This window comes from Lacinutrix sp. MEBiC02404, assembly GCF_053601575.1.
Genome location: NZ_JBSHNV010000189.1, coordinates 226,192 through 252,088 on the forward strand (window position 1 = coordinate 226,192; position 25,897 = coordinate 252,088).

Consider the following 25,897-nt stretch of genomic DNA (forward strand, 5'->3'; position numbering starts at 1 on the left):
TTAAGAAAAATTTATAATTTGATGGGTTATGGAATGAAAATGATAAGGGATCTTTTCCTATCCTAAAATGGTGATTTAAAGAAGGAAACGAAAAAGCCTATTCAAATTAATGAATAGGCTTTTAAATATATTAAGAGCTAAAAAGAATTAATCCTTTTTATCTTCTCTTGGTTTTCTGTCATCACGACCTCTATTGTCACGAGAGCCTCTGTTATCACGTCCACCAGAACGTTTATCATCTCTTGGTGGTCTTGCAACATAACCTTCTGGTTTTGGTAACAAAGCTTTTCTAGAAACTTTTTCTTTGCGTGTTCTTGGATCTTGTCCAAAATACTTTACATCAAATACGTCTCCCATGTTTACAACATCGGTTACGTTTTCTGTACGTTCCCAAGCTAATTCACTTACGTGTAATAAAACTTCGTTTCCTGGCGCATCCATATACTCAACAACAGCACCAAAATCTAACATTTTGATTACTTTTACTTCGTAAACGCTACCAACTGTTGGTTTAAATAAGATAGAATCTATTTTTGCCATAACAGCATCAATACCTTTTTTACCTACACCTAAAATTTCAACAATACCTTCTTCAGTAACAGGATCCTCGTTAATAACGATTGTAGTCTCTGTTTCTTTTTGCATTTCCTGAATTACTTTTCCACCAGGTCCAATTAAGGCTCCGATAAATTCATTAGGAACACGTCTTGTTACCATGGTAGGAGCATGCTCTTTTACATCTGCATTTGGAGTAGCAATTGTATCTGTCAATTTCTCTAAAATATGTAAACGACCAGCACGTGCTTGTTGTAAAGCATTTACAAGAATTTCGTAAGAAAGACCTTTTACTTTAATATCCATTTGACAAGCAGTAATACCATCGGCAGTACCAGTTACTTTAAAATCCATATCTCCTAAGTGATCTTCATCTCCTAAAATATCAGATAATACAGCATATTTTCCAGATTCTGCATCCGAGATTAATCCCATTGCAATACCCGAAACAGGTTTTGTCATTTGCACACCAGCATCCATAAGTGCCATGGTACCAGAACAAACTGTTGCCATAGAAGAAGAACCGTTAGATTCTAATACTTCAGATACTACTCTTACTGTGTAAGGGCAGTCTGCAGGAATCATTCCTTTTAATGCACGTTGTGCTAAGTTACCATGTCCAACTTCTCTACGAGATGTTCCACGAATTGGTCTTGCTTCTCCAGTACAAAAAGGAGGGAAGTTATAGTGTAAATAGAAACGTTCTTCACCTTCTTTAGATGGCATATCTATTTGATTAGCATCTCTAGAAGTTCCTAAAGTTACGGTTGCTAAAGCTTGCGTTTCTCCACGAGTAAAGATTGCAGAACCATGTGTTGATGGTAAGTAATCTACTTCACACCAGATAGGTCTGATCTCATCGGTTTTACGACCATCTAAACGTAAACCTTCATTTAAGGTTAAATCGCGAATGGCAGCTTTTTCCGCTTTGCGGTAATAGTCAGAAACTAAACCACCATAATCTGCTAATTCTTCTTCCGAAAAAGTAGCTTTAATATCTTCTTTGATTTGTTGAAAAGCAGCACTTCTTTCATGCTTAGCAGATCCAGCTTTTGCAATAGCATACACTTTATCGTAAGCCATGTCATGCACTTTCTTCTCTAAATCTTTTTCTTCTCTTTCTCCTGCATATTCACGAACTTCTTTCTTTCCAAATGCTTCTGCTAATCTTAATTGAGCAGCACATTGTACTTTAATCGCTTCATGAGCAAACTTAATTGCATCTGCCATTTCTTCTTCAGAAATTTCATCCATTTCACCTTCTACCATCATTACTGAATCTGCAGAAGCACCAATCATCATGTCTAAATCAGACAATTCCATTTGTGCTGGTGTTGGGTTGATTACAAATTCACCATCTATACGACCAACTCTAGCTTCAGAGATAGCACATTCAAAAGGGAAATCTGATAATTGAATAGCTGCCGAAGCTGCTAATCCTGCCATTGCATCTGGCATAACGTCTGGATCATGAGACATTAACTGAATCATCACTTGAGTTTCAGAGTGATAATCTTTTGGGAATAATGGACGTAAAACTCTGTCTACTAAACGCATCGTTAATACTTCACCATCACTTGGTCTTGCTTCTCTTTTGAAGAAACCACCTGGATAACGACCTGCAGCTGCAAATTTCTCTCTATAATCTACCGTTAAAGGAAGAAAATTAAGATCTTTCTGTTCGTAATTGGAAACTACTGTACATAATAACATACATTTTCCCGATTGCACAACAACGCTTCCATGCGCTTGTTTTGCTAATTTTCCGGTTTCGATAGAAATTTCTCTACCATCACCAAGGTCTATGACCTCTCTAAATACTTTTGGAATCATAAATAAGTTTTAATACTAATTAAACATTGGTAGTTGTGTTGTGTAGTTGTTGTGGCCAATGAAAAACTGTAATTTAGCTTCTTCAATTTTTTGTCATTCCGAGTCCAAACATTTTTGTTTGGATGTGGCAATCTGTTTCTTTTGGAAGAGATTACCACGTCGTTACACTCCTCGTAATGACACTGTAACGTTGTTAGTTTATACCAAAAAACCACGCCGTTAAGCGTGGTCTTTGTATCGAGATTATTTTCTTAATCCTAATTCTTTAATTATTGCACGATATCTTAAGACATCTTTCTTAATTAAGTAATCTAGTAAGCTTCTTCTTTTTCCTACTAACATTACTAACGAACGCTCTGTATTATAATCTTTACGATTACTTTTTAAGTGTTGTGTTAAGTGCTCAATTCTTTGCGTAAATATTGCGATTTGTCCTTCTGCAGAACCAGTGTTTTTTGCGTTACCACCGTGTTTTTTGAATAATTCTTCTTTTGCTTTTTGATCTAAATACATGCTAATATTGTTGTAAATGATTTTTATGTACACGAAAGCCTATCTTTCGAGCGGCAAATATAGTTATTTTTATTTATATAGATATATAAAAAATAAAAAAGACCTTTATTTTTAAAAAATAAAGGTCTTTTTTATTAGTGTGTTAATCTTTAAGCTCTTAAAGGTTGGTTTTGTACTAAATCTATATACAGATTTACTCTGTTTTTTAATTCTTTTCTATGTGTAATAAAGTCTAGAAAACCATGTTCTAATAAAAATTCTGAGGTTTGAAAACCTTCTGGTAATTCTTTTCCAGTGGTATCTCTTACAATTCGTGGTCCGGCAAAACCAATTAATGCTCCGGGTTCTGCAATGTTAATATCTCCTAACATGGCAAAGGAAGCTGTGGTTCCTCCAGTGGTTGGATCTGTACATAATGAAATATAAGGTATTCCTGCATCTGCAAGTTGTGCTAGTTTTACGGAGGTTTTTGCTAATTGCATTAGAGATAATGCTGCCTCCATCATACGTGCTCCTCCAGATTTAGAGATAATCATGAATGGTAGTTTTTTATTTAGGGCATAGTCTGCGGCACGAGCTATTTTTTCTCCTACTACGCTTCCCATAGATCCACCAATAAAACTAAAATCCATTGCCGCAATTACTAAATCTTTTCCTTTAGATTTACCAACGGCTGTACGTACAGCGTCTTTTAATTTGGTTTTTTCTTGTGCTGCTTTTAAACGGTCTGGATACTTTTTTGTGTCTTCAAATTTTAAAGGGTCTTTAGATTCTAGTTTAGCATCTAACTCTTTATATTTATTGTCGTCAAAAAGTATTTCAAAATATTCGTTACTACCAATTCGTACATGGTAACCGTCTTCTGGACTAACGTAAAAGTTTTTTTCTAGTTCTTTTGCGTCTACTATTTTACCTGTTGGTGATTTGTACCAAAGGCCTTTTGGTGTGTCTTTTTTTTCTTGAGTCGAGGTGGTTATCCCTTTTTCTTTTCTTTTAAACCAAGCCATATAGATTTACGATTTTAGTTTTCTAAAATTAATTTAGTTCGTTCTTATTTAAAATAAAATAAGTGTACAAAATTACTCATTTTATTAATACAACTCAAAAATAGATGTAGCTATCTTGTTGTGTTGTATTATTAATGCATAAAAAATTCCGTTTAAGTGCTGATTGTATTCAGTTTAAACGGAATTTTAATTTTTATAATTACCTGGATTTGCGTTAGGGATTGAGCAATTGTTGGAGCACATCTTTGATTGCGACTTGTGAAAGCCCGACCCTTTTGGGTAACGCCAAAATAATTTTAAAGCGTATTTACGTTGTTAAGGTCTTCAAATGCTTTTTTAAGGCGTTCTACAAAGGTAATCTCTCCTTCTCTTAACCATTTTCTTGGGTCGTAATATTTTTTATTTGGAGATTCTGGTCCGTCTGGACTACCAATTTGGGATTGTAAGTAGTCTGTTTTTTCTGCCATGTAATCTCTAACTCCAGACATGAAAGCGTATTGCATGTCGGTATCGATATTCATTTTAATAACACCATAACCTATTGCTTCTCTTATTTCTTCTAATGTAGATCCAGATCCACCATGAAATACGAAATCAATATGGTTGTGAGGTAAATTGTGTTTTTTAGATAAAAATTCTTGAGAGTTTTTAAGGATTTTTGGAGTAAGTTTTACGTTTCCTGGTTTGTAAACGCCATGTACATTACCAAATGCTGCTGCAATGGTAAATTGGTCACTTACTTTGCTTAACTCTTCGTAGGCATAGGCTACTTCTTCTGGTTGCGTGTATAGTTTAGACTCGTCTACATCACTATTATCTACACCATCTTCTTCTCCTCCAGTAATACCTAATTCTATTTCTAGGGTCATTCCCATTTTGCTCATTCTGGCAAGATATTCTTTGCAGATTGCTATGTTTTCTTCTAGTGGTTCTTCACTTAAATCTATCATATGTGAGCTGTACAATGGTTTGCCAGTTTCCTTAAAATGTTGCTCACTAGCATCTAATAAACCATCTATCCACGGTAATAATTTTTTTGCACAATGGTCAGTATGTAAAATAACAGGGACCCCATAAGCTTCTGCCATTAAGTGGACATGTTTTGCACCTGCAATACTTCCTGCAATTGCTGCTTTTTGGTTTTCATTACTAAGTCCTTTTCCTGCATTAAAAGCACCACCTCCATTTGAGAACTGTATAATTACAGGAGCATTTAATGCCGCTGCAGTTTCTAAAACACCATTTATAGTGTTGGAACCAATAACATTTACTGCTGGTAAAGCAAAGCCTTTTTCTTTAGCAAGTTTGAAAATTTCTTGTACTTCACGACCTGTTGCAACTCCTGGTTTTATGTTATGTGCCATTTTATTATTTATTTTTGTTGATAATTTGTTTATCCAAAAGTACGAAATTTTTAAATAATTATTAAAGAATAAGTGGATTCTTAACGGAAAATTATACGATAACGTTTGCGTTATAAATGGCTTAAAACGGATAGTTTATACCAATGTTATAGACCGCATTTCCAAAGTTGTAGTCCTGAAACCAACGGTTGTTATCATCTGCAGGGTTGTAGGTTTTAAAGCCTAAGTCTAATCTTGCTACTGCGAAACCAAAATCATATCGAATTCCAAAACCAGAACCAACTGCTATGTCTTTTAAAGAGGATAAACTGGTGAAAGTTGCATTGTCATCTTCTACATCATCCAGCACATTCCAGATATTACCGACATCGATAAAAAGTGCTGCGTTAACATCTCCAAAGACATTAAATCGGTTTTCAAAACTAAAAGCTAGTTTTAGGTTTGCTTCATTAAACTCATTGTTTGATCCAGAGCTTCCTGGTCCAAGGCTGTAGGCTGTCCATGCGCGATTATCATTGGTGCCTCCGGCAAAGAAACTTTTAGAGAACGGTATGTTGGTAGAGTTGCCATAAGGAATTGCAATACCAATAAAACCTCGCGCTGCAAGTACATTCTTTTTTCCTAAATCCCAATGGCGAATATAATCGAACTCGGTTTTTACATATTGTGAGAATGCTACATTAAAAAACTCATATTGATCGTTACTGTTTTTTTGTAAGCCAAAAGCACTCGATGCTGCGGAAAAAACATTTCCCGCTAATTCTAGTTTAAATCGGAAAATAGAAAAGGTTTCATCGAATAAATTTTCACGCTTATCTTTGGTATAGTAGTAATTTGAAGAGAAAATAAGATTGTTCTCTGTCAATCTATCTTTACGCTCGCTAATAGCAGAAATGGTCTGGTAATCCTCATTACTTGAGGTTAACGAAGTGTTTCCGTTTAATACATCAGCAATAAAAAGATTAGCCTGATCTGGAATGCTTAAATCTGCATTGTCTGTATTGTAGTTTAAATCTTGTGCAATAGTATTTAAATTGTCATAAGAGGTTTGATAAACGTTAAAATAATTATCAGTATTTAAGTTTCTTACGTATTGCGCATTAAAAACATCTAATCTATTGGTTACCGTTTTGTTTGGAACCCATTTATAGTTAAAAGCTCCTGTAACCGTTTGTTTATCTAAACCAATATTTGTTTGACTAGACATAGCTAAGGATATGATAGTGCTGGGAAACATGTGTTTAGGTATTATTTTTTCGGTGTTAAAAGGAAAGAATAATCTAGGTATGGTTAATCTAAGGTTTGCACCTATTTCATTAATGTCAAAAAACGGATCGCCATCAGTGGATGCATCTTTGGAAGCACCAATAGATCCAATAGCAGAGAGTTCAAGGGTTTCTGCGCCTCTAAATACATTACGCATTAAAATACTAGGGTTTAAAGCAAAACCTACGGTTTGTATATCGCTTTGCGAAACTTCTGCGCTAAAACCAAACTTAAATTTCTTTAAAGGGGATAAATATATGTTTGCAGTTAGCGTGGTATCCTGATTTTCTATATATTCTATGTCCGGGTATTTAAACGTTTTCAAGTTGCTTAAATGTCGGTAAGAGCGCGTTTTGCTGATGTCTTTAAAAATGCTATTTGGGGTAATAAAAACAGCATCGGTTAGTGCTTTAGGTTTAAAACGCATTTTACCAACGCTAAATAAATTATAACCGTTATAAGTTAAAGTATCGGTTATCGTTTTATTTCTGTTTTCGTAAGAACTATTGGTAAAAATATTTACGTCTTTAACTTTATAGATTTTAAAAGGGATTCTGTAAGCAGAATCTTGTTTTCTAACCTGGCGATTTTTTATTTGTAAATCCACCAATACTTTTTGGTTGTTGTCAATAGAATCCATTTCAAAATAAATATATTCTTGACTAAAATGATATACACCAGAATTTTTAAAATGCTCTGTAATACGTTGTAGTTCGTTATCGAACGTACTTGTTTTGTATTGTTCTTTTTTAAGGAATGATTTATGCGATTGCGTTTTATATAGAGAATCTAAAATAGGAGAATCAATAGATGTGGTTAGAGAATCTACAAAATAAGCTTTGCCAGTATTTACCATGTAATCTACAGTTGCTTTTTTATTGCTAAGTGTGTCTATTTTTGAGCTAGCTTTAACATTAAACCACCCATTGTTAAAATAATACGCTTTTAAAAGATCTAATGATTTTTTTGTTTTGGCTTCCTTAATAATTACCGGAGCTTCCCCTGTTTTTTTAATCCAAGAATTAAAATCTATTTTTGCTTGTAAGTAGTTGTCTAGTTGTTTTTTAGATAAAAAGCGCTCTAGCCTTTTCTTACGTTTTGGATTTCTGTTTATTTTTTCGTTTACAATAGAGTCAATGTTTGGTCTTGCAGTGTTGTAAATATGTAGACGTAGTGGGATGCCTAAAAGTTTTCGGTTTGGGCTTTGGTATAAAAGATTGTTTATTCTTTCGGAATTTACTTTTTTGTTATTCACCACAATAGTGTTGTTAACCAGTAAGTGTTCCTTTTCGCCAACTCTTTTAACGGTATCACAAGAAGCAAAAAACATTGCAAGTAATACAAATAATACTATATTAAAGGGTTGTGATTTCAAGAATGTTATGTGATAAATTAATACTAATTTTGCTTTAATGAATTTAAGGTTTCATCTTTAACCCGTAAAAACCTTTTATAGTTTCAAAAATACATTATTTACATGTTATCCAAAAGCCAAATAAAATTAATAACTAGTTTAAAGCAAAAAAAGTATAGACAGCAGGAAGGCTTGTTTGTTGCTGAAGGTTTAAAAACGATAAAAGAGCTATTAAATTCTTCTTTAAAACTGTATCATGTTTTTACTACAACGTCTTTTGAAATGGATGTCATAGAAGAAACGGTTATTTCGGAAAAGGAATTAAAAAAAATCAGCTTTTTAACGACACCAAATACCGCTTTGGCAGTTTTTAGAATTCCGGATGCTACCGAAATAAAGACTAACCGTTTAATTGTTGCTTTAGATGCTGTTAGAGATCCTGGCAATTTAGGAACCATTATTAGGTTGTGTGATTGGTTTGGAATTGTAGACCTGGTTTGTAGTAATGCTACTGTAGATTGTTATAACCCTAAAGTAGTGCAAGCAACTATGGGCTCGATAACCAGGGTTAATGTGAGTTATTTGAATTTAGAAAACTTTTTAAAGCAAAGTAATACCGAAGTTTTTGGTGCTTTTATGGATGGCGAAAATGTATATAAAAGCGAATTGCCAAATGCAGGTATTTTGGTTTTAGGAAACGAAGCTAATGGCATTTCTGCAGCTATGGAAGCTTTAGTAACAAAAAGAATTAGTATTCCAAGGTTTGGACAATTGCAAGCAACAGAAAGTTTAAACGTTGCAACAGCAACCGCTATTTTGTTGAGTGAGTTTAAGCGGGGTTAGTAAACAGTGTTCAGTAAACAGTGTTCGGTAAACAGTGTTCGGTAAACAGTGTTCAGTAAATAGTGTTCAGTAAATAGTGTTCAGTAAACAGTGTTCAGTAAGCAGTGTTCAGTAAGCAGTGTTCAGTAAGCAGTGTTCAGTAAACAGTGTTCAGTAAATAGTGTTCAGTAAACAGTGTTCAGTAAATAGTGTTCGGTAAGCAGTGTTCAGTAAACAGTGTTCAGTAAACAGTGTTCAGTAAACAGTGTTCAGTAAACAGTGTTCAGTAAACAGTGTTCAGTAAACAGTGTTCAGTAAACAGTGTTCAGTAAACAGTGTTCAGTAAACAGTGTTCAGTAAACAGTGTTTGGTAGGCAGTGTTCTGTATTCTAGATTATTGAAAAGTCAAGTTTATAAACATACCTCTAGTTTGCATGCTAGAAACATTTCCTGTCCAAGGACTATTAGGATCTACATCAGGAACAATTTCATCATTAAATGCAAATATACCACGAATGGAAGGTGTGAATTTAAAAAAGAACATATAGAAGTCGATACCAAAGCCAATTTCGTAAAACAAATTATTCTTTTTCATTCTAAACTCACCAGCCGAATTATCGTCCGGATTGTCTTGATTACTAGAAAGGTTTAATGCAGTAGAGATACCACCAACTATAAAAGGTTTGAAATTATTAAGTCGTTTTGTAGAAAGTTTCACTAATAATGGGATGTGTATATAAGTAGATTTAACTTCTCGTATTAAATCTGCATCTGAGAATTCTGTTCCATCAAAATAGCTTTCATCATAAATTAAATTTCTAGAAGTTATTGATAAGCCTGGCTCTAATCTAATATCTATGTAATCGTTAATTCTTAAGTTTCCAATAAGTCCAACATTAAAACCGGTGCTTGTTTCTACTTGAATATCTTTTTTGTCTTCGTAATAGTCAAAATTGAAATCATAACTATTAAATCCAAGGTAGTAACCATAGCTTAAACGAGCTTTATCTACGTTTTCATTGTTTTTTATTTTCTCCTTACTAAATAGTTGTGCAGAAGAAGATTGATAAATAAAAAGGGTGATTATTATGACAAGTATATTTTTCATAAATTATTTTGACGATTTATAGATTGTTGCCACACCAAAAGTTTGGGGAAAATCTTTAACATTAATAAACCCCGTTTTTCTTAAAATATTGTTTAAAGCTTCTCCAAAAGGAAAAACCGAAGCAGATTCACATAAATATTTATACGCACTTCTATCTTTAGAGAACATTTTACCTATTAAAGGCAAAATATTTTTTGTGTAAAAATTGTAACCTTGTTTGTAAGGTGTTTTTGTTGGCATAGAAGTTTCTAGAATAACAAAAGTACCTTTAGGTTTTAAAACGCGGTGTATTTCTTTTAAACCTTTTTCTAGCGTTTCAAAATTTCTCACACCAAAAGCAACGGTGATGGCATCAAAAGAATTGTCTTCAAAAGGCATGTTTTCACTGTCTCCCAAAACCATTTCAATAGTATTCTCTAAGGCACGTTTTTTTATTTTGGTCTTACCAATATTAAGCATGCCACTGCTAATATCTAAGCCTACAATTTTTTCGGCATCTGTTTCTGCTAGATTTATAGCAAGATCACCAGTTCCTGTTGCAATATCTAAAATGGTTTTTGGTTGCATTTCTTTAACCATTGCCACCACTTTTTTTCGCCATGAAATATCAATTCCAAAAGAAATAACTCTATTTAAGCCATCGTAATCTTTAGAAATAGTATCAAACATTTTGGTAACTTGTTCTTTCTTACCTAAATCACTATCCTTATATGGTTTTATTTTCGACAAATCTATTTTTTTGGCAAAACTACATATTTTTTTTGTTTAAATACTTATTGAGGAATCAAATCAAATACATGCATCTTATTTGTATCTTAATAATTTGAGTATATTTGCATACTTTTTTGTTAAAACCACAAATGAAACATGTATCACAAAATTTTTAATATTTTGTATATTTATAAAATGCATATTACATCTGACCTTTTAAAAATAATACGTAACAATAGATGAAAATAATTATTGCTGGAGCTGGTGAAGTAGGATTTCATTTAGCAAAATTATTGTCTTACGAATCGCAAGAAATTACCTTAATAGATACTAATAAAGACAGTCTGTCTTATGCAGATAATCATTTAGATATTAAAGTTATAAAAGGAGATGCTACATCGATTTCTATTCTAAAAGACGCGAACGTTAAACAAAGTGATTTAGTGATTGCGGTAACCGCCTCTGAAACTACAAACATTACAGTTTGCGTTTTGGCAAAACAACTTGGAGCAAAACGTACTATTGCTAGAATTTCTAATACAGAGTTTATACTACACAAAGAAGAAGTTGGCTTTACAGAATTAGGTATCGATGAATTGATCTCTCCAGAAGCTTTGGCAGCTGCAGAGATTAGTCTTTTACTTAATAAGTCAGCATTTAATGATAGTTATGAGTTTGAAGAAGGAGCACTTACTATGGTTGGTTTAAACTTGGCTAGAACGGCATCTTTTGTGGGTAAAACGGTAAGGGAAGCAGCTCAGTTGTTTTCTGAAATTCATTTTGTGCCAATTGCAATTCAGCGTTTTGGTACACAATATACCATTATTCCTAGAGGAGATACGCAATTTAAAGAAGGCGATAATGTGGTTTTCATTACTAGTGAAGGCGGCGGAGATGAGTTGTGTAAAATGACAGGAAAAAGTAACGCCGAAATTAAAAATGTAATGATTCTTGGAGGTAGTAAAATAGGTTACAAAACGTCCAGAGATCTATGCGCAAAAAGTTTTAATGTAAAGCTTATTGAAAAAGATAAAGAACATGCTTTTGACTTGGCAGACGAGTTAGAAAAAGTGCTAGTAATAAATGGAGATGGTAGAAATGTCGATTTACTAGAGGAAGAAAATATTGCAGATATGGATGCTTTTATTTCTGTAACAGGAAATTCAGAAACCAATATTATGTCTTGCTTAGTGGCAAAATCTAAAGGTGTGAAAAAAACGATTGCCCTTGTGGAGAATATGGATTATTTTGAATTATCACAATCCATAGGAATTGATACACTGATCAATAAAAAACTACTTGCAGCAAATAATATTTTTAGATATATCCGTAAAGGAGAAGTGGTTGCAATGACCAAACTGAATAACATGAATGCAGAGTTATTAGAGTTTAAGGTAAAAACGAAATCAGAAATCAACAACAAACTTATTAAAGACGTAGATTTTCCTAGGTCGGCGATTATAGGTGGTGTTATTAGAGACGGAAAAGGACATATCGCATTAGGTAGTTTTAGAATACAAGAAAACGATAATGTGGTAGTATGTTGCTTACCAAGATCTATTAAGCGCGTTGAAAAAATATTCTTGTAAATGAGAGCAATAAAGCTTAACTACAAAATTATTTTCCATTTTTTCGGATTACTGCTATTGTTTAATGGTGGTTTTATGTTGCTGTCTGCACTCATAAGTTTAATTTATAAAGACGGTGTTACTTTAGAATTATTCCTTTCCGGAATTGTAACGCTTTTAGTGGGTGTTTTTGGTATGGTTTATACTAGAAAACATAGCAAAGAAATGAATAAACGGGAAGGTTACATTGTGGTAACTTTTGGTTGGATTGTTATGTCGCTATCTGGGACGCTACCTTATGTGTTTACAGAAAGTATTCCGCAATTTACGGATGCTTTTTTTGAAACGATGTCCGGTTATACTACAACAGGAGCATCTATTTTAAACGATATTGAAGCAGTTCCTGAAGGTGTTTTATTCTGGCGAAGCCTAACCCATTGGATTGGTGGTATGGGTATTATTGTACTTGCAATTGCTATTTTACCGCTTTTAGGAATTGGAGGAATGCAACTTTTTGCAGCGGAAGCTCCGGGACCGAGTACCGATAAACTACATCCTAGAATAACAGATACTGCAAAACGTCTATGGCTTATTTATTTTGGATATACTATTGCTGAAACTATTTTGTTGCAAGCGGCAGGAATGACCTTTTTTGACGCTATAAATCACTCTTTGTGTACTTTATCTACAGGAGGTTTTTCTACTAAAAACGCGAGTGTTGCATATTGGAATAATGAACCCGTTATTCAATATATAATCATAGTATTCATGTTTTTAGCGGGAACAAACTTCGTGTTAAGCTATTTTGCTTTTAAAGGGAAAGTGCAAAAAATTATTCATGATGAAGAGTTTAAGTTTTACTTTAGGTTTATAATTATTTTTACAGCAATTGTGTCTTTGATAATTTATTTTAGGGCAGATCTTACAGAGTCAACAATAGCGCATCCTATGGTTTGGGGGAAAGCAGAAAGTGTTTTTCGTCATGCTCTATTTCAAGTGATCTCTGTAATAACAACAACTGGTTTTGTAACCGCAGATTATACCTTATGGACGCCATTTTTAGTGGTATTCTTTTTTGGTATTATGTTTCTTGGTGGATCGGCAGGAAGTACTTCTGGAGGTGTAAAAGTAGTACGCCATTTAGTGTTAATTAAAAATGGTTTTTTAGAGTTTAAACGTACTTTGCATCCTAATGCTATTGTTCCTGTTCGGTATAATAAAAAAGCAATTTCTAAAGAAATTGTATTTAATATACTTGCCTTTTTTATTCTCTATATGCTTTCCTTTATTGTTGGGGCTTTGGTGTTTTCTATGATGGGAATAAATTTTGAATCTTCGGTCGGTTTGGCAGCTTCTAGTTTAGGTAACGTTGGTCCTGCACTCGGCGATTTTGGACCTGTAAATAACTATGCAGCATTACCTAATTTAGGGAAATGGTGGTGTAGTTTCTTGATGCTAATTGGTAGATTAGAATTGTTTACGGTACTTATATTATTTACACCATTTTTCTGGCGAAATAGATAAGAACTTTTGCATACTTTTCTTTTAGTATTCTTCGGAAGAAATTCTTTTACCATATAAAAAGTGTAACATTTGTGTAAAAAAGACTACATATATGTAAAGCAGCTTTGTACTCGATTGTTAACGGATGCTCTTTTGAGCAAACCTCAAAATAATCTTTTATAGTATTTAAATAGAAATAAGAATCTACATTCTTGTAATACACTTCTATTGTCTAAAATTTAATGTTTCACTTTTAAAACCTGAAAATTATGGGATTTGGTGGTTCTGCACAAGCAATGATTACTATTCTTAAGAATAACGAAAAAATGCGTGCACAACGTAGTAAACGTAAAGCGTATGGAGGGAGCTATACTAGTGTAAGACTAGAGTTTCCGAATACTGCGACCGAACAAGATTTGAAAAAAATTGAAACGCGTTTACAGCGGGAAAACAAACAATTAAAATTAAAACGAATGCTTGTTTTTGGTTTCCTTTTTAGCATATTAATGTCACTAATTATTATTTATATATAAAACGATGTCTTTAGGAAAATTGATGCTATTCACGTTGAAGAATAATGAAAAATCTCAAACGTTTAAAAAAGAAAATTTCGAGACCATTTTTTGGTAAGATTGCCAAAATCGAATCCTTGTATAAATTTTCCGAAAGCGACACTTGAAATTTTAGAAAAAATACGTTTGTAAATGGCTATTCAGAATAAAAAAGAAACTGTTTATTATCTAGTACGTTTGGTAATTACTTTGCTTTTATTTTTGCTAGTAATGGTATAAAAAAAAAGGCTATTAATAACAATTGTTTTAATAGCCTCTTTTAAATTTTATAAAGATAGAATTAACTAACCGCTTCTTTAATACGTTTTATAGCTTCTTTAATTTGCTCTTGACTTGCAGCATAAGAAATACGAATACAGTTTTTATCACCAAAAGCATCTCCTGTAACAGTAGCTACTAAAGCTTCTTCTAAAAGATATAAGGAGAAATCGGTAGCATTGTTTATTGTTTTTCCTCGTAAAGTCTTTCCGAAGAAATAAGAAACATCTGGAAATACGTAAAACGCACCTTCTGGAGTATTGGTTTTAAAACCTTCTATGTCATTCAATAAATCTAAAACCATATCCCGACGTGTTTTAAACTCGTCTATCATGTATTTTACAACACTTGGATCTGCATTTAAAGCCGTTATAACAGCACGTTGCGCTATACAGTTTGTTCCACTAGTTACTTGTCCTTGCATTTTATTACAAGCACGTGCAATCCAATCTGGAGCACCAATAAATCCAACTCTCCAGCCTGTCATGGCAAAAGCTTTAGAAACACCATTTACGGTAATTGTATTATCAAACATACCCTCAATTCCTGCCATACTTGCATGCGGCTTTCCTGTGTAGTTTATGTGTTCGTAAATTTCATCGGAAACGACATAAATATTCGGATGCTTTACTAAAACAGAAGCCAAAGCTTGTAATTCTTCTTTACTATATAGGGATCCACTTGGGTTACAAGGCGAACTAAACCAAAGCATTTTTGTTTTTGGGGTAATGGCAGCTTCTAATTGTGCGGCTGTCATTTTGAAGTCGGTATCTATAGACGTTTTTACTTCTACAGGAACGCCTTCAGCAACCTTAACAATATCACTATAACTTACCCAATACGGACAAGGTAAAATTACCTCGTCACCTTTATTTAACATTACTTGTGCTATGTTATATAAAGATTGTTTTGCACCTGTAGAAACAACTACTTGTGGTAAAGTATAGGTTAGATTATTGTCGCGTTTAAACTTTGTAATAACAGCTTCTTTTAAATCTACATAACCATCTACTGGGGAGTACGAATTGTAATTGTCGTTTACTGCCTGTATTGCAGCGTCCTTAATGAAATCAGGAGTATTAAAATCTGGTTCCCCAAGACTTAAACCAATAATATCTTTTCCTTCTGCTTTTAATTCTCTAGTTTTTGCTGCCATAGCTAAAGTGGCAGAAGTAGACATGTTTATTATTCTTTCTGAAAGTGGATTCATGTATGAAATGTTGTTTTGAGGTACAAAAAATGATGTTATGCCATGCTAGGTTTTTTACCTAGTACTTTTAGTTGTTGATAGTGTTCTCCTATTGCTTTCCACATCGTATTGTACTCGTTGTAAGGTAAGCTGAATTCATGCGCAGTATCTTTAACTATTTTGGCTATGTTTTTGTAATGAACATGGCTAATATGTGCGAATAAGTGGTGTTCTACTTGTCTGTTTAAACCTCCAGTATAAAATTCTACTAACCAATTTTTAGGAGAAAAGTTAGAAGTGGTGAATAACTGATGGATTGCCCAAGTATTCTTCATGTTACCGGCTTCATCAGGGATAGGCATATCTGTGTTTGGCATTACGTGTGCTAGTTGAAAAACAACACTTAAGATAATTCCAGCTGTATAATGCATGATTAAAAACCCGATTAAAACTTGCCACCAAGCATACCCCATTGCTAAAGGAAGAACTACCCAAATAGTGTAATATAGTATCTTACCAATAATTAACTTTGTCCATTGTGTAGCTGGTTTAGGGAATTCACCATAAGACAGTTTTCTTTTTAAATAAATATAGGTTTGTTTGAAATCTGTAGTAATTGCCCAGTTTACAGTTAGTAAACCATATAGTAAAAAGGCATAATATTTTTGGTATTGATGAATTTTTAACCATTTAGAATGCTTAGAAAAACGAATGATTCTTCCCGCATCGATGTCTTCATCATGTCCTTGAATGTTGGTGTACGTATGGTGTAATACATTATGTTGTACTTTCCAGTTGTAATCGTTTCCAGCTAAAATATGTATGCTGCTTCCCATTAATCTATTTACCCATTTTTTGCTAGAAAAAGAACCATGATTTGCATCATGCATCACATTCATTCCTACACCAGCCATCCCAATACCTATAACCATCATAGATATAATTTGAAGCCAAGTTGGTAAATCAACCGTTAATAAAAGTACTAAAGGACCAAGTAATAAAGTAAACATTACTATGGCTTTAGTATATAACTTCCAATTACCGGTTTTTTTAATTTTGTTCTCTTTAAAGTAGTTGTTAACACGTTTGTTTAGTGTTTTAAAAAACTTTGCCGAGTCTGTCCTTGAAAAAGTTATTGTTTGTTTTGTCATGCTATTATTTTTTACTGTATTATAACGTATAAATACAAGTATCAATTATTACACCAAAGATAAATAATATTGACGTGCATCTTAATAAAATTTTCATAAAAATGCACAATAATTTATCTACTTTTGTGCAAAATTAAAAACCATGGAGCTAATTCTTAAGTATTTTCCAAACCTTACAGAAGATCAGATTGATAAATTTACCAAGTTAGAAGCTTTGTATCAAGACTGGAATTTAAAGATTAATGTAGTGTCTAGAAAAGATATTGACGAACTATATTTACGTCACGTTCTGCATTCTTTAGCTATTGCAAAAGTCATTGATTTTAAACCGAAAACTAAAATCATGGATGTTGGTACTGGTGGAGGATTTCCAGGAATACCTTTAGCTATCTTGTATCCGGAATGCTCTTTTCATTTGGTAGATAGTATTAATAAAAAACTGAATGTTGTTAGAGAAGTTGCCGAAGGTTTAGGCTTAGAAAATGTAAAAACAACCCATTGTAGAGTCGAGGAAATTAAAGATACCTACGATTTTATTGTAAGTAGAGCAGTAGCCGCAATGCCAACTTTTGTACATTGGGTGAAAGGTAGAGTTGCTAAAAAACAAAACCATGAACTTAAAAATGGTATTATTTATTTAAAAGGAGGTGATTTAGCGGAAGAGTTACAGGATTACCCAAAAGCAACCATTTATAATATTTCAGATTATTATACCGAAGACTTTTTTGAAACTAAAAAAATAGTGCATGTGCCTTTAAAATATAAAGGTTAGAATCTTGATTTATATTCTGTTGGCGTAATAATAGTAATGATTTCTTTCTTTTCTATTGGCTTTTTAATTCGAACATTATTTTTTTTGTAATGCCATGTTTCATTAATTCTGTCCGCAGAAATATCTAACATAGCTTTACCCTTTTTACATGTTATTTTAATCGTAGTATGTATGGATTTGTTGTTGTTTGAATATTGTACCGCGCCATTTAGTATAGTCATATTATCTATGGGGTCAATCGTTCCTAAAACTTTAATCACACGTTCGTTAATGCTCGCTTTTTCTATGGCTTCGTTGTACAGTTCTATATCTGTATAGGCTTTTGTGTAATCAATCAAAATGCCACTAAAGCCAGAAGAAGAAAACACAAACAGGAATAGAATAAAACTTATAGCTACAGCGGTAAACCATTTCCAATTACGATACCACCAACTTTTATGTGCAATAATCTCGTTATTCATTTTGTTCCATTTACTTCAAATATATCTAAAAAGAAAAACGCTTCAAAATAGAAGCGCTTTATATTCTTAAATTTCTAGGTTGTTATTTTACCATAAACTTTGTTTTTAAGTTTTGGTTTTCTGAAGTTTCAATATGTAAAATATATAAACCGGAAGCAACATGTAACGGTATTCTGGTTTTTGTGTTTAATGTTAAATTAGTATTATAAACCATTTTCCCTGTAACATCTACAATAGTAATTCTAGCATTGTTAAATGTTTTGGTACTTAGAATATGTAAAGCATCTGTAATTGGGTTTTTTTCTAGTTTAATACTGGTTTCTAGGTTCGTATTTGTAGATAATGGTTGTTGAAAAATTTCATTTAGAGCAAATGCGACATTAGCTTCCGTTAAAGTAACGTGAGGTTGATTCTCTGTTGGCATATACCAAGCATCAAAAGGGGTTAGGTTAGATGTTGCTCTGGCGGTTGTAATTCCAGATGGGGCATGAAACCAATTAATTTCATTCGCATATATTTCAAAAGCCATGGCGCTTACACTTGGTATAAAGTTAAAGTGATCTGTGGTTAAGGAACCTAAAAATTCACCTACTAAACCATCCGTTGCCAAATCTTCGGTAAGTCCTAAAATATCAAAAAGGCCACCGGAAGCCGCATCAATACCATCCGAGTATGTAAAAGAAGTTGTACTTGCATTGTTTCTTCTGTCATTTGCCAAAGGAAACCAAAGCGGAAAATCTAAGTGTACTTGGCTCATTTCAATTTGTGTTCCTGCAGCTGGTGTAAAATAGGTTTTAGCTTTTAGCTCTGCAACATCAAAAAGATCAATATTTGCATTTACAATTCGGCTACCAGGAACTAAGTTGTTAGTATTTGAAGTGTTGTCTTGATACCGACTATTATTACCGCTACCATTAATTATAGAAACGTTTCTGGTTAATTCTGGAAATCCGTAAGCATTATTACTAAGCGCATTCATACTATGGAAAAAAGTGTTTTTAAAGGCATGTGCTCTTGGTGTGGATAAACTGCTATTAAAAGTTACACCGTCACTATTTGTAATATGTGGTTCAAATTGATCGGTAAGCATTTGTCTTGCGGCTGCAGAGGTTAGCATACCATCAATAATTGGTTGTAGTTCCTCTACATTTTGGTCTCCCAAAAACCAAAAATCATCTAAACCAAAAGCAAGGAAATTAAATTGATGTTGAAAACCGATTGGCACGTTTGCGCCATGATGTGGTGCATCAAAAGAAATATATAATCTTGTGTCATGGTTCAGGGAAGGCACACTTTCCATATAATTTAATGCATATCTCGCGATTAGTCCGCCCATACTTGGGCCAATAACTACGTTTTGTGCATTTCCTACTTTCTGTGCATTAATTTCTTCAATCAAATGCACTAGTAACATAGCGTTACGTTCAATAAAATCGGAACCTCCATCAATAATGGCATTGTCGGCAGCCCGAGCATATACTGGAAAGTTTAAATATACCACATCAAAACCTTCTTCTTTAACTAGTGCTTCTAGGTTGGATGTGGAACCATTATCATCAAAATCTAATAATTCGCGTAATCCTGTAATGTCTCTTCCGTCACCTGGGTCAAATCCGTCGACTAAAAAAATAGGTTTGTCCAAAATGTTGTCATCACTTAAATATATTTCATATTCTCCAACTCCTGGATAGGAAGTAGCTTCACCATAAGCAGATAAATTAGGAGTAATACTAGAAGTGAATGTGGTAATTACTCTATTTTGGTATGTATTTAAATCTTGATTGGAGTATTTAATTTCAATAGTTGAAGTGCTTGAAATTACTTCGTTATTATCTAAAGTTAGAGCGAAATGGAGCGTTTTTTTACCTGCTTCGGAATAATCGATAACTATGTTTTGATTTAGGTTTATATTTTTAAAACCTTTACCGTCATTAAAATCTATTGCAATATTTTGAAAGCCATTTTCTGTAGTATTAAATACATTGGAAGCATCTAAGCGAAATGTTGTTTGCAGCCCTTTTGTTGTTGCACGTAGCGCAGAAGCAGTGGTTATAGAGCTTTTTTCAAAAACAGGTGTTTCTACATTTGTTCTTCGCAAATTTCCTTGCGCATCTCTGGTTACTATGTGGTTTCGCATAGCGGTTTCTGTTATAGATTCAAAGTCGCTATGTAATATTGCTAACGGAATTACATTAGTAAAGTAACTCTGGTTGCGCTGCTCTTTTAAGCTTTGTACAGGTAAAAGACGTTCTTGCAGGTCTCCTTGAGCAATTGTTTTGTATGCTTGGTAAAACCCTAGATTGTTAATTGTTTTGTGGTTATAACTGGTAATATCTCCAATTACAGATTTTTGTGCAAAAACAGAAGTTTCCATATCTGAGGTGTCAAACTTAAGAAGGGCTTTTTTGTTTTGAGAGAATGTGGTTAAAGTAATAAAGGAAAATAATAAAAAGTATAAATTTTTCATATAATAGAGGGATTGATTAATCTTTTTAAATATATGAAGTTCTCTCAGTCTTTTTTTAATTATGTATAGATTTAAGCTAAAAGGTATAAAAAAACCCTTGAAATGATAAAATTTCAAGGGTTTTTTTGTGTATAATTAATTTTGTTTACTCTCCTAAAAATGGATATCTGTAATCTGTTGGTGTTACAAATGTTTCTTTAATCATTCTTGGTGAAACCCAACGTTGTAAGTTTAAAATACTTCCAGCTTTATCGTTTGTTCCAGAACCTCTAGCACCTCCAAAAGGTTGTTGTCCTACAACAGCACCAGTTGGTTTGTCGTTAATATAGAAGTTTCCAGCACAGTTTTCTAAAGCTTTTGTTGCTTCAATAACCGCATATCTATCTGTTGCTAAAATAGCACCAGTTAACGCGTAGTCACTAGTTTCGTCAACTAGTTTTAAGGTTTCCGAATATTTGTCATCCTCATAAACATAAATAGTCATAACAGGTCCAAATAACTCATCACACATCGTCGTATATTTTGGGTCTTCTGCTACAATTACAGTAGGCTCAATAAAGTAACCTTTGCTTTTATCGTGACCACCACCAACAATAATGTCGGCACCTTTGTCTTCTTTAGCTTGGTCAATATATTTTGCAAGTTTATCGAAAGAACCTTCATGAATTACAGCAGTAATAAAGTTGCTCATATCTTCTGGAGATCCCATTTTAAAAGATTTTACATCTTTAATTACTTGCTCTTTTACTTCATTCCAAATGCTTTTAGAAACATAAGCACGAGAAGCAGCACTACATTTTTGTCCTTGAAATTCAAAAGCACCTCTAACAATAGCAGTTGCTACTTGTTTTGGGTTTGCAGTTTTGTGGGCAACGATAAAATCTTTACCTCCAGTTTCTCCAACAATTTTTGGGTATGTTTTGTAGTTATGGATATTGTTTCCAATTTGTTTCCATAATTCTTTAAATACATAAGTAGAACCTGTAAAGTGTAAACCAGAAAAATCTGGACTAGCCAATACGGTGTCTGTAATCATAACTGGATCACCAAATACTACATTGATCACACCTGCAGGTACGCCAGCTTCTTCAAATACATCCATAATTACTTTTGCAGAGTATATTTGAGAATCACTAGGTTTCCATACTACTACATTTCCCATCATTGCCATACAAGCAGGTAAGTTACCAGCAATAGCAGTAAAGTTAAATGGAGATACCGCGTATACAAAACCTTCCAGAGGTCTGTATTCAATTTTATTCCATGCGTCACTTGTACTTTCTGGTTGTTCGTGGTACATATCTGTCATAAACTGTACGTTAAAACGTAAAAAGTCTATTAACTCACAAGAAGCATCAATTTCTGCTTGGTGAATGGTTTTAGATTGTGCCATCATAGTAGCAGCATTTATTTTTGCTCTATATGGACCAGCAATTAATTCGGCAGCTTTTAAAAAGATAGCAGCACGATCTTGCCATGGCACTTGAGACCAACCTTTTCTTGCTTCAAGAGCAGTAGAGATAGCTTCATCTACATGCGATTTGTCAGCGATATGGTATTGACCAACAATATGTTTATGATCATGAGGCGGAGACATTGTTCTAGTGTTACCAGTAGTAACATCTTTCCCGTTTATGTACATTGGCACGTCTAAATTGCTGTTGTACATTTCTTTATATGTTTTTGAAATAGCTTCACGATATTCGCAACCAGGAGCATACGCTCTTACAGGTTCGTTTATTGCGATTGGAACATTAAAAAATCCTTTTCCCATTTTATTTTGAGTTTTTAGTTGTAAAATTTGAAGTGCAAAGTTACGATATTTTTATAGATTAGTAATTCTTTGAAATATTAAAGGCAAGTTAAATTATAAGATATTTTTTGTAAGTTGCCGTGCAGATTAAAGACTACAAAAAACATGTGTACAGTAACTATTTTTGCTAAAGGAGAAAATGATTTTGTGTTAACCTCGAATAGAGATGAAGCACCAAATCGTGTTTCTTTATCTCCAGATTTTTATTCGGTAAATACCACTAAAATGTTGTTTCCTAAAGACGAAAAAGCTGGAGGAACCTGGATTGGTGTTAGTGAAAAAAGCCGATTGATTTGTTTATTAAATGGCGGTTTTGACTTGCATAGTAGAAAGGATAACTATAGATTGAGTAGAGGAGTTGTGGTTACAGATTTATTAGCTTCGGAAGAAATTGTTACCGCAATAGAAGCATATGACCTTCACGATATTGAGCCATTTACTATAGTAGTTGCCGATTGGAATACGGATTTACAATTTTATGAATTGGTTTGGGATGGAACTCAGAAATATTTCAGTAAGTTACCTAAGGAAGCTAGAGTTTGGTCTTCATCTAGTTTGTATACTAAAGCCATGCGAGAAGAGCGGAAACAATGGTTTGCAAATTTTAAAACCAAAAACGAACTGTCTTCCTCGAAAGCGTTACAATTTCATCAAAATACACATATAGATAATACGGAATACGGTGTTATTATGGATAGAGGTTTTGTGAAAACGACTAGTATTACTCAGGTGGAGAAAACAAAAGATAAAGTTTCTATGCTTTTTAAAAACCTGCAAAGCAATACGCAATCTTCTAAATTATTTTTATTTCCTGAAAAAATTCATGAATAATACAGCAATTATTGTAACACTTGCGTATCCAGAAACTATTGTGATGGTTGCAGACGAATGGTATTCGCCATATTTACGTTTTATAGGGATAGGAAAAAAAAATTATCTAAGAGCGGGGCATGCTGCTTTGGTTTTAATTGAAAAAACGACAGGTGTTTTAGAGTATCATGATTTTGGGAGATATATTACACCAGAACCTAACGGAAGAGTTAGAGGTCGAGATACCGATCATGAGTTAGATTTTCCTGTTACCGCTAGTATTAAAGATGACGAAATACAGAATTTAAATGAAATTTTGGAATTTCTTGGTACACACCCAAAACTAACCCATGGTGAAGGTAAATTAATAGCTTCGGTTTGTGATGCTGTAGATTATGATTTGGCAAGGCAGCATATAACAAAAATGCAGCAACGAGACTTTATTCGGTATGCGGCTTTTGTGAAAAACGCATGTAATTGCGCACGCTTTGTTACGGATGCTTTAATAGCTTCCGTAACCGATAAAGTAATACATAATAAGTTGCAAAAATCGAAATGGTTTACGCCAAGTACGGTTGGTAATGTAGTAATTGCAGATACGGGAAATAGGATTTATGAAGTTTCGGAAGCTGGAGAAATCTCTGAATATACATCTTCGGTTAGTAAAGATAATAGGCGTTATTTTTTAGATAAATTAAAAGAGCATACGCCAAATTTTGTGGGTACTTTAGAGCCTAAGCATGTTGCAGATTTACATGAAAAAGCACAATGGCTTTCTGGTATTGCTGCTGGAGCTTGGTATGAGTTGCATGAAACCGAAAAGAATTTAGAATATTGGTATAAACGAATTTCACCGCATGGAAATATCGATGTGCACGCTTTATATGAAGTGAATGAAACTGGGTTTAAGTATCATGAATCTTATGAATTTATACATTACTCCAATTGTAAATTCTTTCATGTAGAACAAAACGGAAGGGTGTACAGATTTGAAATTAAAGAAAATTAATTTAAAGCAAAAGGAGCGCTTAGTTTAAACGTCGGTATTGCTACATGAAATTTTTTGGTATTGCTAAAATTCACCATTTCGTAATATCCCTTCATCGCTCCAAAAGGAGAAGTAAGTAAGCAACCAGAATTATAGGTGTGAGATTCTCCCGGTTTTAAAACAGGTTTTTTACCAATAACACCTTCACCAGAAACCGTTTCCACGTGGTTTAGCGCGTCAAAGATTGTCCAATGTCTTGCATTAAGTTGCACAGAGTCTTTACTCTGATTTTCAATAGTTACTTCATATCCAAAGGCGAATTGTATTTTATAATTTTTATAAAATGTGCCTTCAAAAGTAGTGTCTACCGATATTTTTATGCCTTTTGTAACTTGTTGAACCATTTTAACTTCTGATAATCAGGGGTTTTAGTAATCAAAAATACTAAAAAATAAATAATTAAAACTTATTTTAGTATTTCTTTGATAGGAATATAATGAAATATTCTGATTAATTAGTAATATTAACAGAGCTAGCTTCGCCAAGACCAATAATCTTATCATAACGAGCGCCTAGATCTCTATAGTAAACCAATACTTTGTAATTGTTTTCTGCTTGCCAAAAATTTCCGCTAATGGCACCTTCGTCTACATTACCTTTTTTATCTACAACTACATATTTATAATTGTAAAATCCTTGTTTTAATAAAATTGCATTTTTATAAACACCTCGTTCTGTATTAAAAGCCATTTTTGTAGTTTCATCAATGGTGTAATTATTGAAATTACCATAGACATGTAGTTCTTTGCCGTCTGGCAGTTGATCCAATTGCAAAGAGAAAAACATCCAAACATAATCTGCTTCAATACTAGAATTACTAGCATCTATTGCGGTTACCAAATAATTACCATTAATATCTGGGTTATACGTGTAAGGTTTGTCGTGTCTTACCAGATTAGTGTATAAATAATTGTGGTACAAATCTTTTAAATCAATAAACTGAATACCTGTATTTGCTGCTCTAACATCTTTATTTTCAAACCATAAATATTCGTTTCCAGCCCAAAAACTAGTTTCTGTATTATACTTGTAAATAAGTTCGTTACCTAATGTGTACATTGGTTTAATACCAGAAATTGCAGTATTTAAATTGTTGTTTTGAACAATAACTGTTTTAATGGTTTGTTTTGGATTGTTAAAATGAGAATTAGTAGATGATATGGTGATATCCACCGTTTGTTTACTTTCTATTTCTCTAACATCACGTGATCTTTTTATCGCTACACCTACATTTGCCGCTACTTCATAAATCATGAATTTTCTTGAAAAAACAAGGTCGTCATAATCATCATAAATTTTAAGCATATAATTCCCAGAAACTTTTAGTCTGCGTGTTTGTTCATTAGGAATGGTTAGTTGGTAATTCGAGTAAATTTGTAGGGTATTAAAGGAGTTTTCGTAAGTTCGTATACGTTGTTTGTCGAAACCATCTAAATATTCAATTTTAGATAAAACGGAAGGCGTCCAATCATAATTATAATGTTCTATCACATAATAAAAGTCTTCTTCGTCACCATTTAAGGCGTCAAATTCTAGTTTTAAATATTCGCCAAGTTTTAAAACAGGCAATTGACTTTCTGCTGTGTTCCCTTTAAAAGTGATTGTTTTGATATAATCTGGTGGCGCAACTTCTTGTGCTACTTGTGCCAAAAGTGTTGTTGAAAACAGGAGTGTTACTAGTATGTATTTAAAATTCACAGGTGTAAAATTGTTGATTTGCAGTAAATATAAGCAAATTTTATGCCTAAGTTA

The 25,897-nt window shown here is 33.3% G+C and carries 21 protein-coding genes; 7 read left to right on the plus strand and 14 right to left on the minus strand.

Going from position 1 to position 25,897, the window contains the following annotated elements; all coding sequences use genetic code 11:
• Window positions 1-147: 147 nt before the first annotated feature.
• The 5 genes from ACVCXO_RS11860 to tamL all read right to left on the minus strand — a co-directional run bounded on the left by ACVCXO_RS11860 (window position 148) and on the right by tamL (window position 7,913).
• Window positions 148-2,388 (minus strand): polyribonucleotide nucleotidyltransferase, encoded by a 2,241-nt coding sequence (locus tag ACVCXO_RS11860; protein WP_452229799.1) that lies wholly within the window; start codon window positions 2,386-2,388, stop codon window positions 148-150.
• A gap of 243 nt (window positions 2,389-2,631) precedes the next feature.
• Window positions 2,632-2,901 (minus strand): 30S ribosomal protein S15, encoded by a 270-nt coding sequence (rpsO, locus tag ACVCXO_RS11865; protein WP_452229800.1) that lies wholly within the window; start codon window positions 2,899-2,901, stop codon window positions 2,632-2,634.
• Window positions 2,902-3,050: 149 nt separating this feature from the next.
• On the minus strand, window positions 3,051-3,908 hold the full coding sequence (accD, locus tag ACVCXO_RS11870) for an acetyl-CoA carboxylase, carboxyltransferase subunit beta (RefSeq protein ID WP_452229801.1): 858 nt from the start codon (window positions 3,906-3,908) through the stop codon (window positions 3,051-3,053).
• A gap of 296 nt (window positions 3,909-4,204) precedes the next feature.
• Window positions 4,205-5,272 carry a class II fructose-bisphosphate aldolase gene (gene fbaA / locus ACVCXO_RS11875; RefSeq protein WP_452229802.1) on the minus strand — a complete coding sequence of 356 codons (1,068 nt, stop codon included), beginning with the start codon at window positions 5,270-5,272 and terminating at the stop codon, window positions 4,205-4,207.
• 121 nt (window positions 5,273-5,393) lie between these two features.
• A complete protein-coding gene (gene tamL, locus ACVCXO_RS11880; RefSeq protein ID WP_452229803.1) occupies window positions 5,394-7,913 on the minus strand; it encodes a translocation and assembly module lipoprotein TamL in 2,520 nt (839 codons plus the stop codon).
• A gap of 102 nt (window positions 7,914-8,015) precedes the next feature.
• Between tamL and ACVCXO_RS11885 the strand changes: the two genes are divergently transcribed.
• Window positions 8,016-8,735 carry a TrmH family RNA methyltransferase gene (locus tag ACVCXO_RS11885; protein ID WP_452229804.1) on the plus strand — a complete coding sequence of 240 codons (720 nt, stop codon included), beginning with the start codon at window positions 8,016-8,018 and terminating at the stop codon, window positions 8,733-8,735.
• A gap of 373 nt (window positions 8,736-9,108) precedes the next feature.
• Here the strand turns inward: ACVCXO_RS11885 and porT are convergent, their stop codons facing one another.
• Window positions 9,109-9,822 carry a type IX secretion/gliding motility protein PorT/SprT gene (gene porT / locus ACVCXO_RS11890; RefSeq protein WP_452229805.1) on the minus strand — a complete coding sequence of 238 codons (714 nt, stop codon included), beginning with the start codon at window positions 9,820-9,822 and terminating at the stop codon, window positions 9,109-9,111.
• Window positions 9,823-9,825: 3 nt separating this feature from the next.
• On the minus strand, window positions 9,826-10,551 hold the full coding sequence (gene ubiE, locus ACVCXO_RS11895) for a bifunctional demethylmenaquinone methyltransferase/2-methoxy-6-polyprenyl-1,4-benzoquinol methylase UbiE (protein WP_452229806.1): 726 nt from the start codon (window positions 10,549-10,551) through the stop codon (window positions 9,826-9,828).
• A gap of 221 nt (window positions 10,552-10,772) precedes the next feature.
• On the opposite strand from ubiE, the gene trkA reads away from it, so the two are divergent.
• From trkA to ACVCXO_RS11910, 3 genes are all read left to right on the plus strand, one after another.
• Window positions 10,773-12,122, plus strand: a complete 1,350-nt coding sequence (gene trkA / locus ACVCXO_RS11900) for a Trk system potassium transporter TrkA (RefSeq protein ID WP_452229807.1) — start codon at window positions 10,773-10,775, stop codon at window positions 12,120-12,122.
• Complete coding sequence (locus tag ACVCXO_RS11905; RefSeq protein ID WP_452229808.1) at window positions 12,123-13,625, plus strand: TrkH family potassium uptake protein; 1,503 nt, start codon at window positions 12,123-12,125, stop codon at window positions 13,623-13,625.
• 248 nt (window positions 13,626-13,873) lie between these two features.
• Window positions 13,874-14,137: a hypothetical protein gene (locus ACVCXO_RS11910; protein ID WP_452229809.1), complete on the plus strand. Its 264-nt coding sequence runs from the start codon at window positions 13,874-13,876 to the stop codon at window positions 14,135-14,137.
• Window positions 14,138-14,456: 319 nt separating this feature from the next.
• Here the strand turns inward: ACVCXO_RS11910 and ACVCXO_RS11915 are convergent, their stop codons facing one another.
• Together ACVCXO_RS11915 and ACVCXO_RS11920 are read right to left on the minus strand one after the other, a co-directional pair.
• Complete coding sequence (locus ACVCXO_RS11915) at window positions 14,457-15,644, minus strand: pyridoxal phosphate-dependent aminotransferase (RefSeq protein WP_452229810.1); 1,188 nt, start codon at window positions 15,642-15,644, stop codon at window positions 14,457-14,459.
• 35 nt (window positions 15,645-15,679) lie between these two features.
• Complete coding sequence (locus ACVCXO_RS11920) at window positions 15,680-16,774, minus strand: fatty acid desaturase family protein (protein ID WP_452229811.1); 1,095 nt, start codon at window positions 16,772-16,774, stop codon at window positions 15,680-15,682.
• Between the two features lie 142 nt (window positions 16,775-16,916).
• On the opposite strand from ACVCXO_RS11920, the gene rsmG reads away from it, so the two are divergent.
• On the plus strand, window positions 16,917-17,546 hold the full coding sequence (gene rsmG, locus ACVCXO_RS11925; RefSeq protein ID WP_452229812.1) for a 16S rRNA (guanine(527)-N(7))-methyltransferase RsmG: 630 nt from the start codon (window positions 16,917-16,919) through the stop codon (window positions 17,544-17,546).
• Here rsmG and ACVCXO_RS11930 read toward each other — a convergent pair.
• The 3 genes from ACVCXO_RS11930 to pruA all read right to left on the minus strand — a co-directional run bounded on the left by ACVCXO_RS11930 (window position 17,543) and on the right by pruA (window position 22,248).
• On the minus strand, window positions 17,543-18,007 hold the full coding sequence (locus ACVCXO_RS11930; protein ID WP_452229813.1) for a cytochrome c oxidase assembly factor Coa1 family protein: 465 nt from the start codon (window positions 18,005-18,007) through the stop codon (window positions 17,543-17,545). The genes rsmG and ACVCXO_RS11930 overlap by 4 nt on opposite strands.
• A gap of 82 nt (window positions 18,008-18,089) precedes the next feature.
• Window positions 18,090-20,474: a T9SS type A sorting domain-containing protein gene (locus ACVCXO_RS11935; protein WP_452229814.1), complete on the minus strand. Its 2,385-nt coding sequence runs from the start codon at window positions 20,472-20,474 to the stop codon at window positions 18,090-18,092.
• 145 nt (window positions 20,475-20,619) lie between these two features.
• Window positions 20,620-22,248: an L-glutamate gamma-semialdehyde dehydrogenase gene (pruA, locus tag ACVCXO_RS11940; RefSeq protein ID WP_452229815.1), complete on the minus strand. Its 1,629-nt coding sequence runs from the start codon at window positions 22,246-22,248 to the stop codon at window positions 20,620-20,622.
• 144 nt (window positions 22,249-22,392) lie between these two features.
• Here pruA and ACVCXO_RS11945 point away from each other — a divergent pair, with 144 nt between their 5' ends.
• Window positions 22,393-23,118, plus strand: a complete 726-nt coding sequence (locus ACVCXO_RS11945; protein WP_452229816.1) for an NRDE family protein — start codon at window positions 22,393-22,395, stop codon at window positions 23,116-23,118.
• Window positions 23,111-24,106 carry a DUF6695 family protein gene (locus tag ACVCXO_RS11950; RefSeq protein WP_452229817.1) on the plus strand — a complete coding sequence of 332 codons (996 nt, stop codon included), beginning with the start codon at window positions 23,111-23,113 and terminating at the stop codon, window positions 24,104-24,106. Before ACVCXO_RS11945 ends, ACVCXO_RS11950 begins: the two co-directional genes overlap by 8 nt.
• Here the strand turns inward: ACVCXO_RS11950 and apaG are convergent.
• Window positions 24,103-24,489, minus strand: a complete 387-nt coding sequence (gene apaG / locus ACVCXO_RS11955; RefSeq protein ID WP_452229818.1) for a Co2+/Mg2+ efflux protein ApaG — start codon at window positions 24,487-24,489, stop codon at window positions 24,103-24,105. The two genes, ACVCXO_RS11950 and apaG, sit on opposite strands and share 4 nt — an antisense overlap.
• A 106-nt stretch (window positions 24,490-24,595) precedes the next feature.
• The gene (locus tag ACVCXO_RS11960; protein ID WP_452229819.1) at window positions 24,596-25,843 is read right to left on the minus strand and encodes a type IX secretion system plug protein; all 1,248 of its coding nucleotides are present in this window, start codon (window positions 25,841-25,843) and stop codon (window positions 24,596-24,598) included.
• Window positions 25,844-25,897 lie beyond the last annotated feature (54 nt).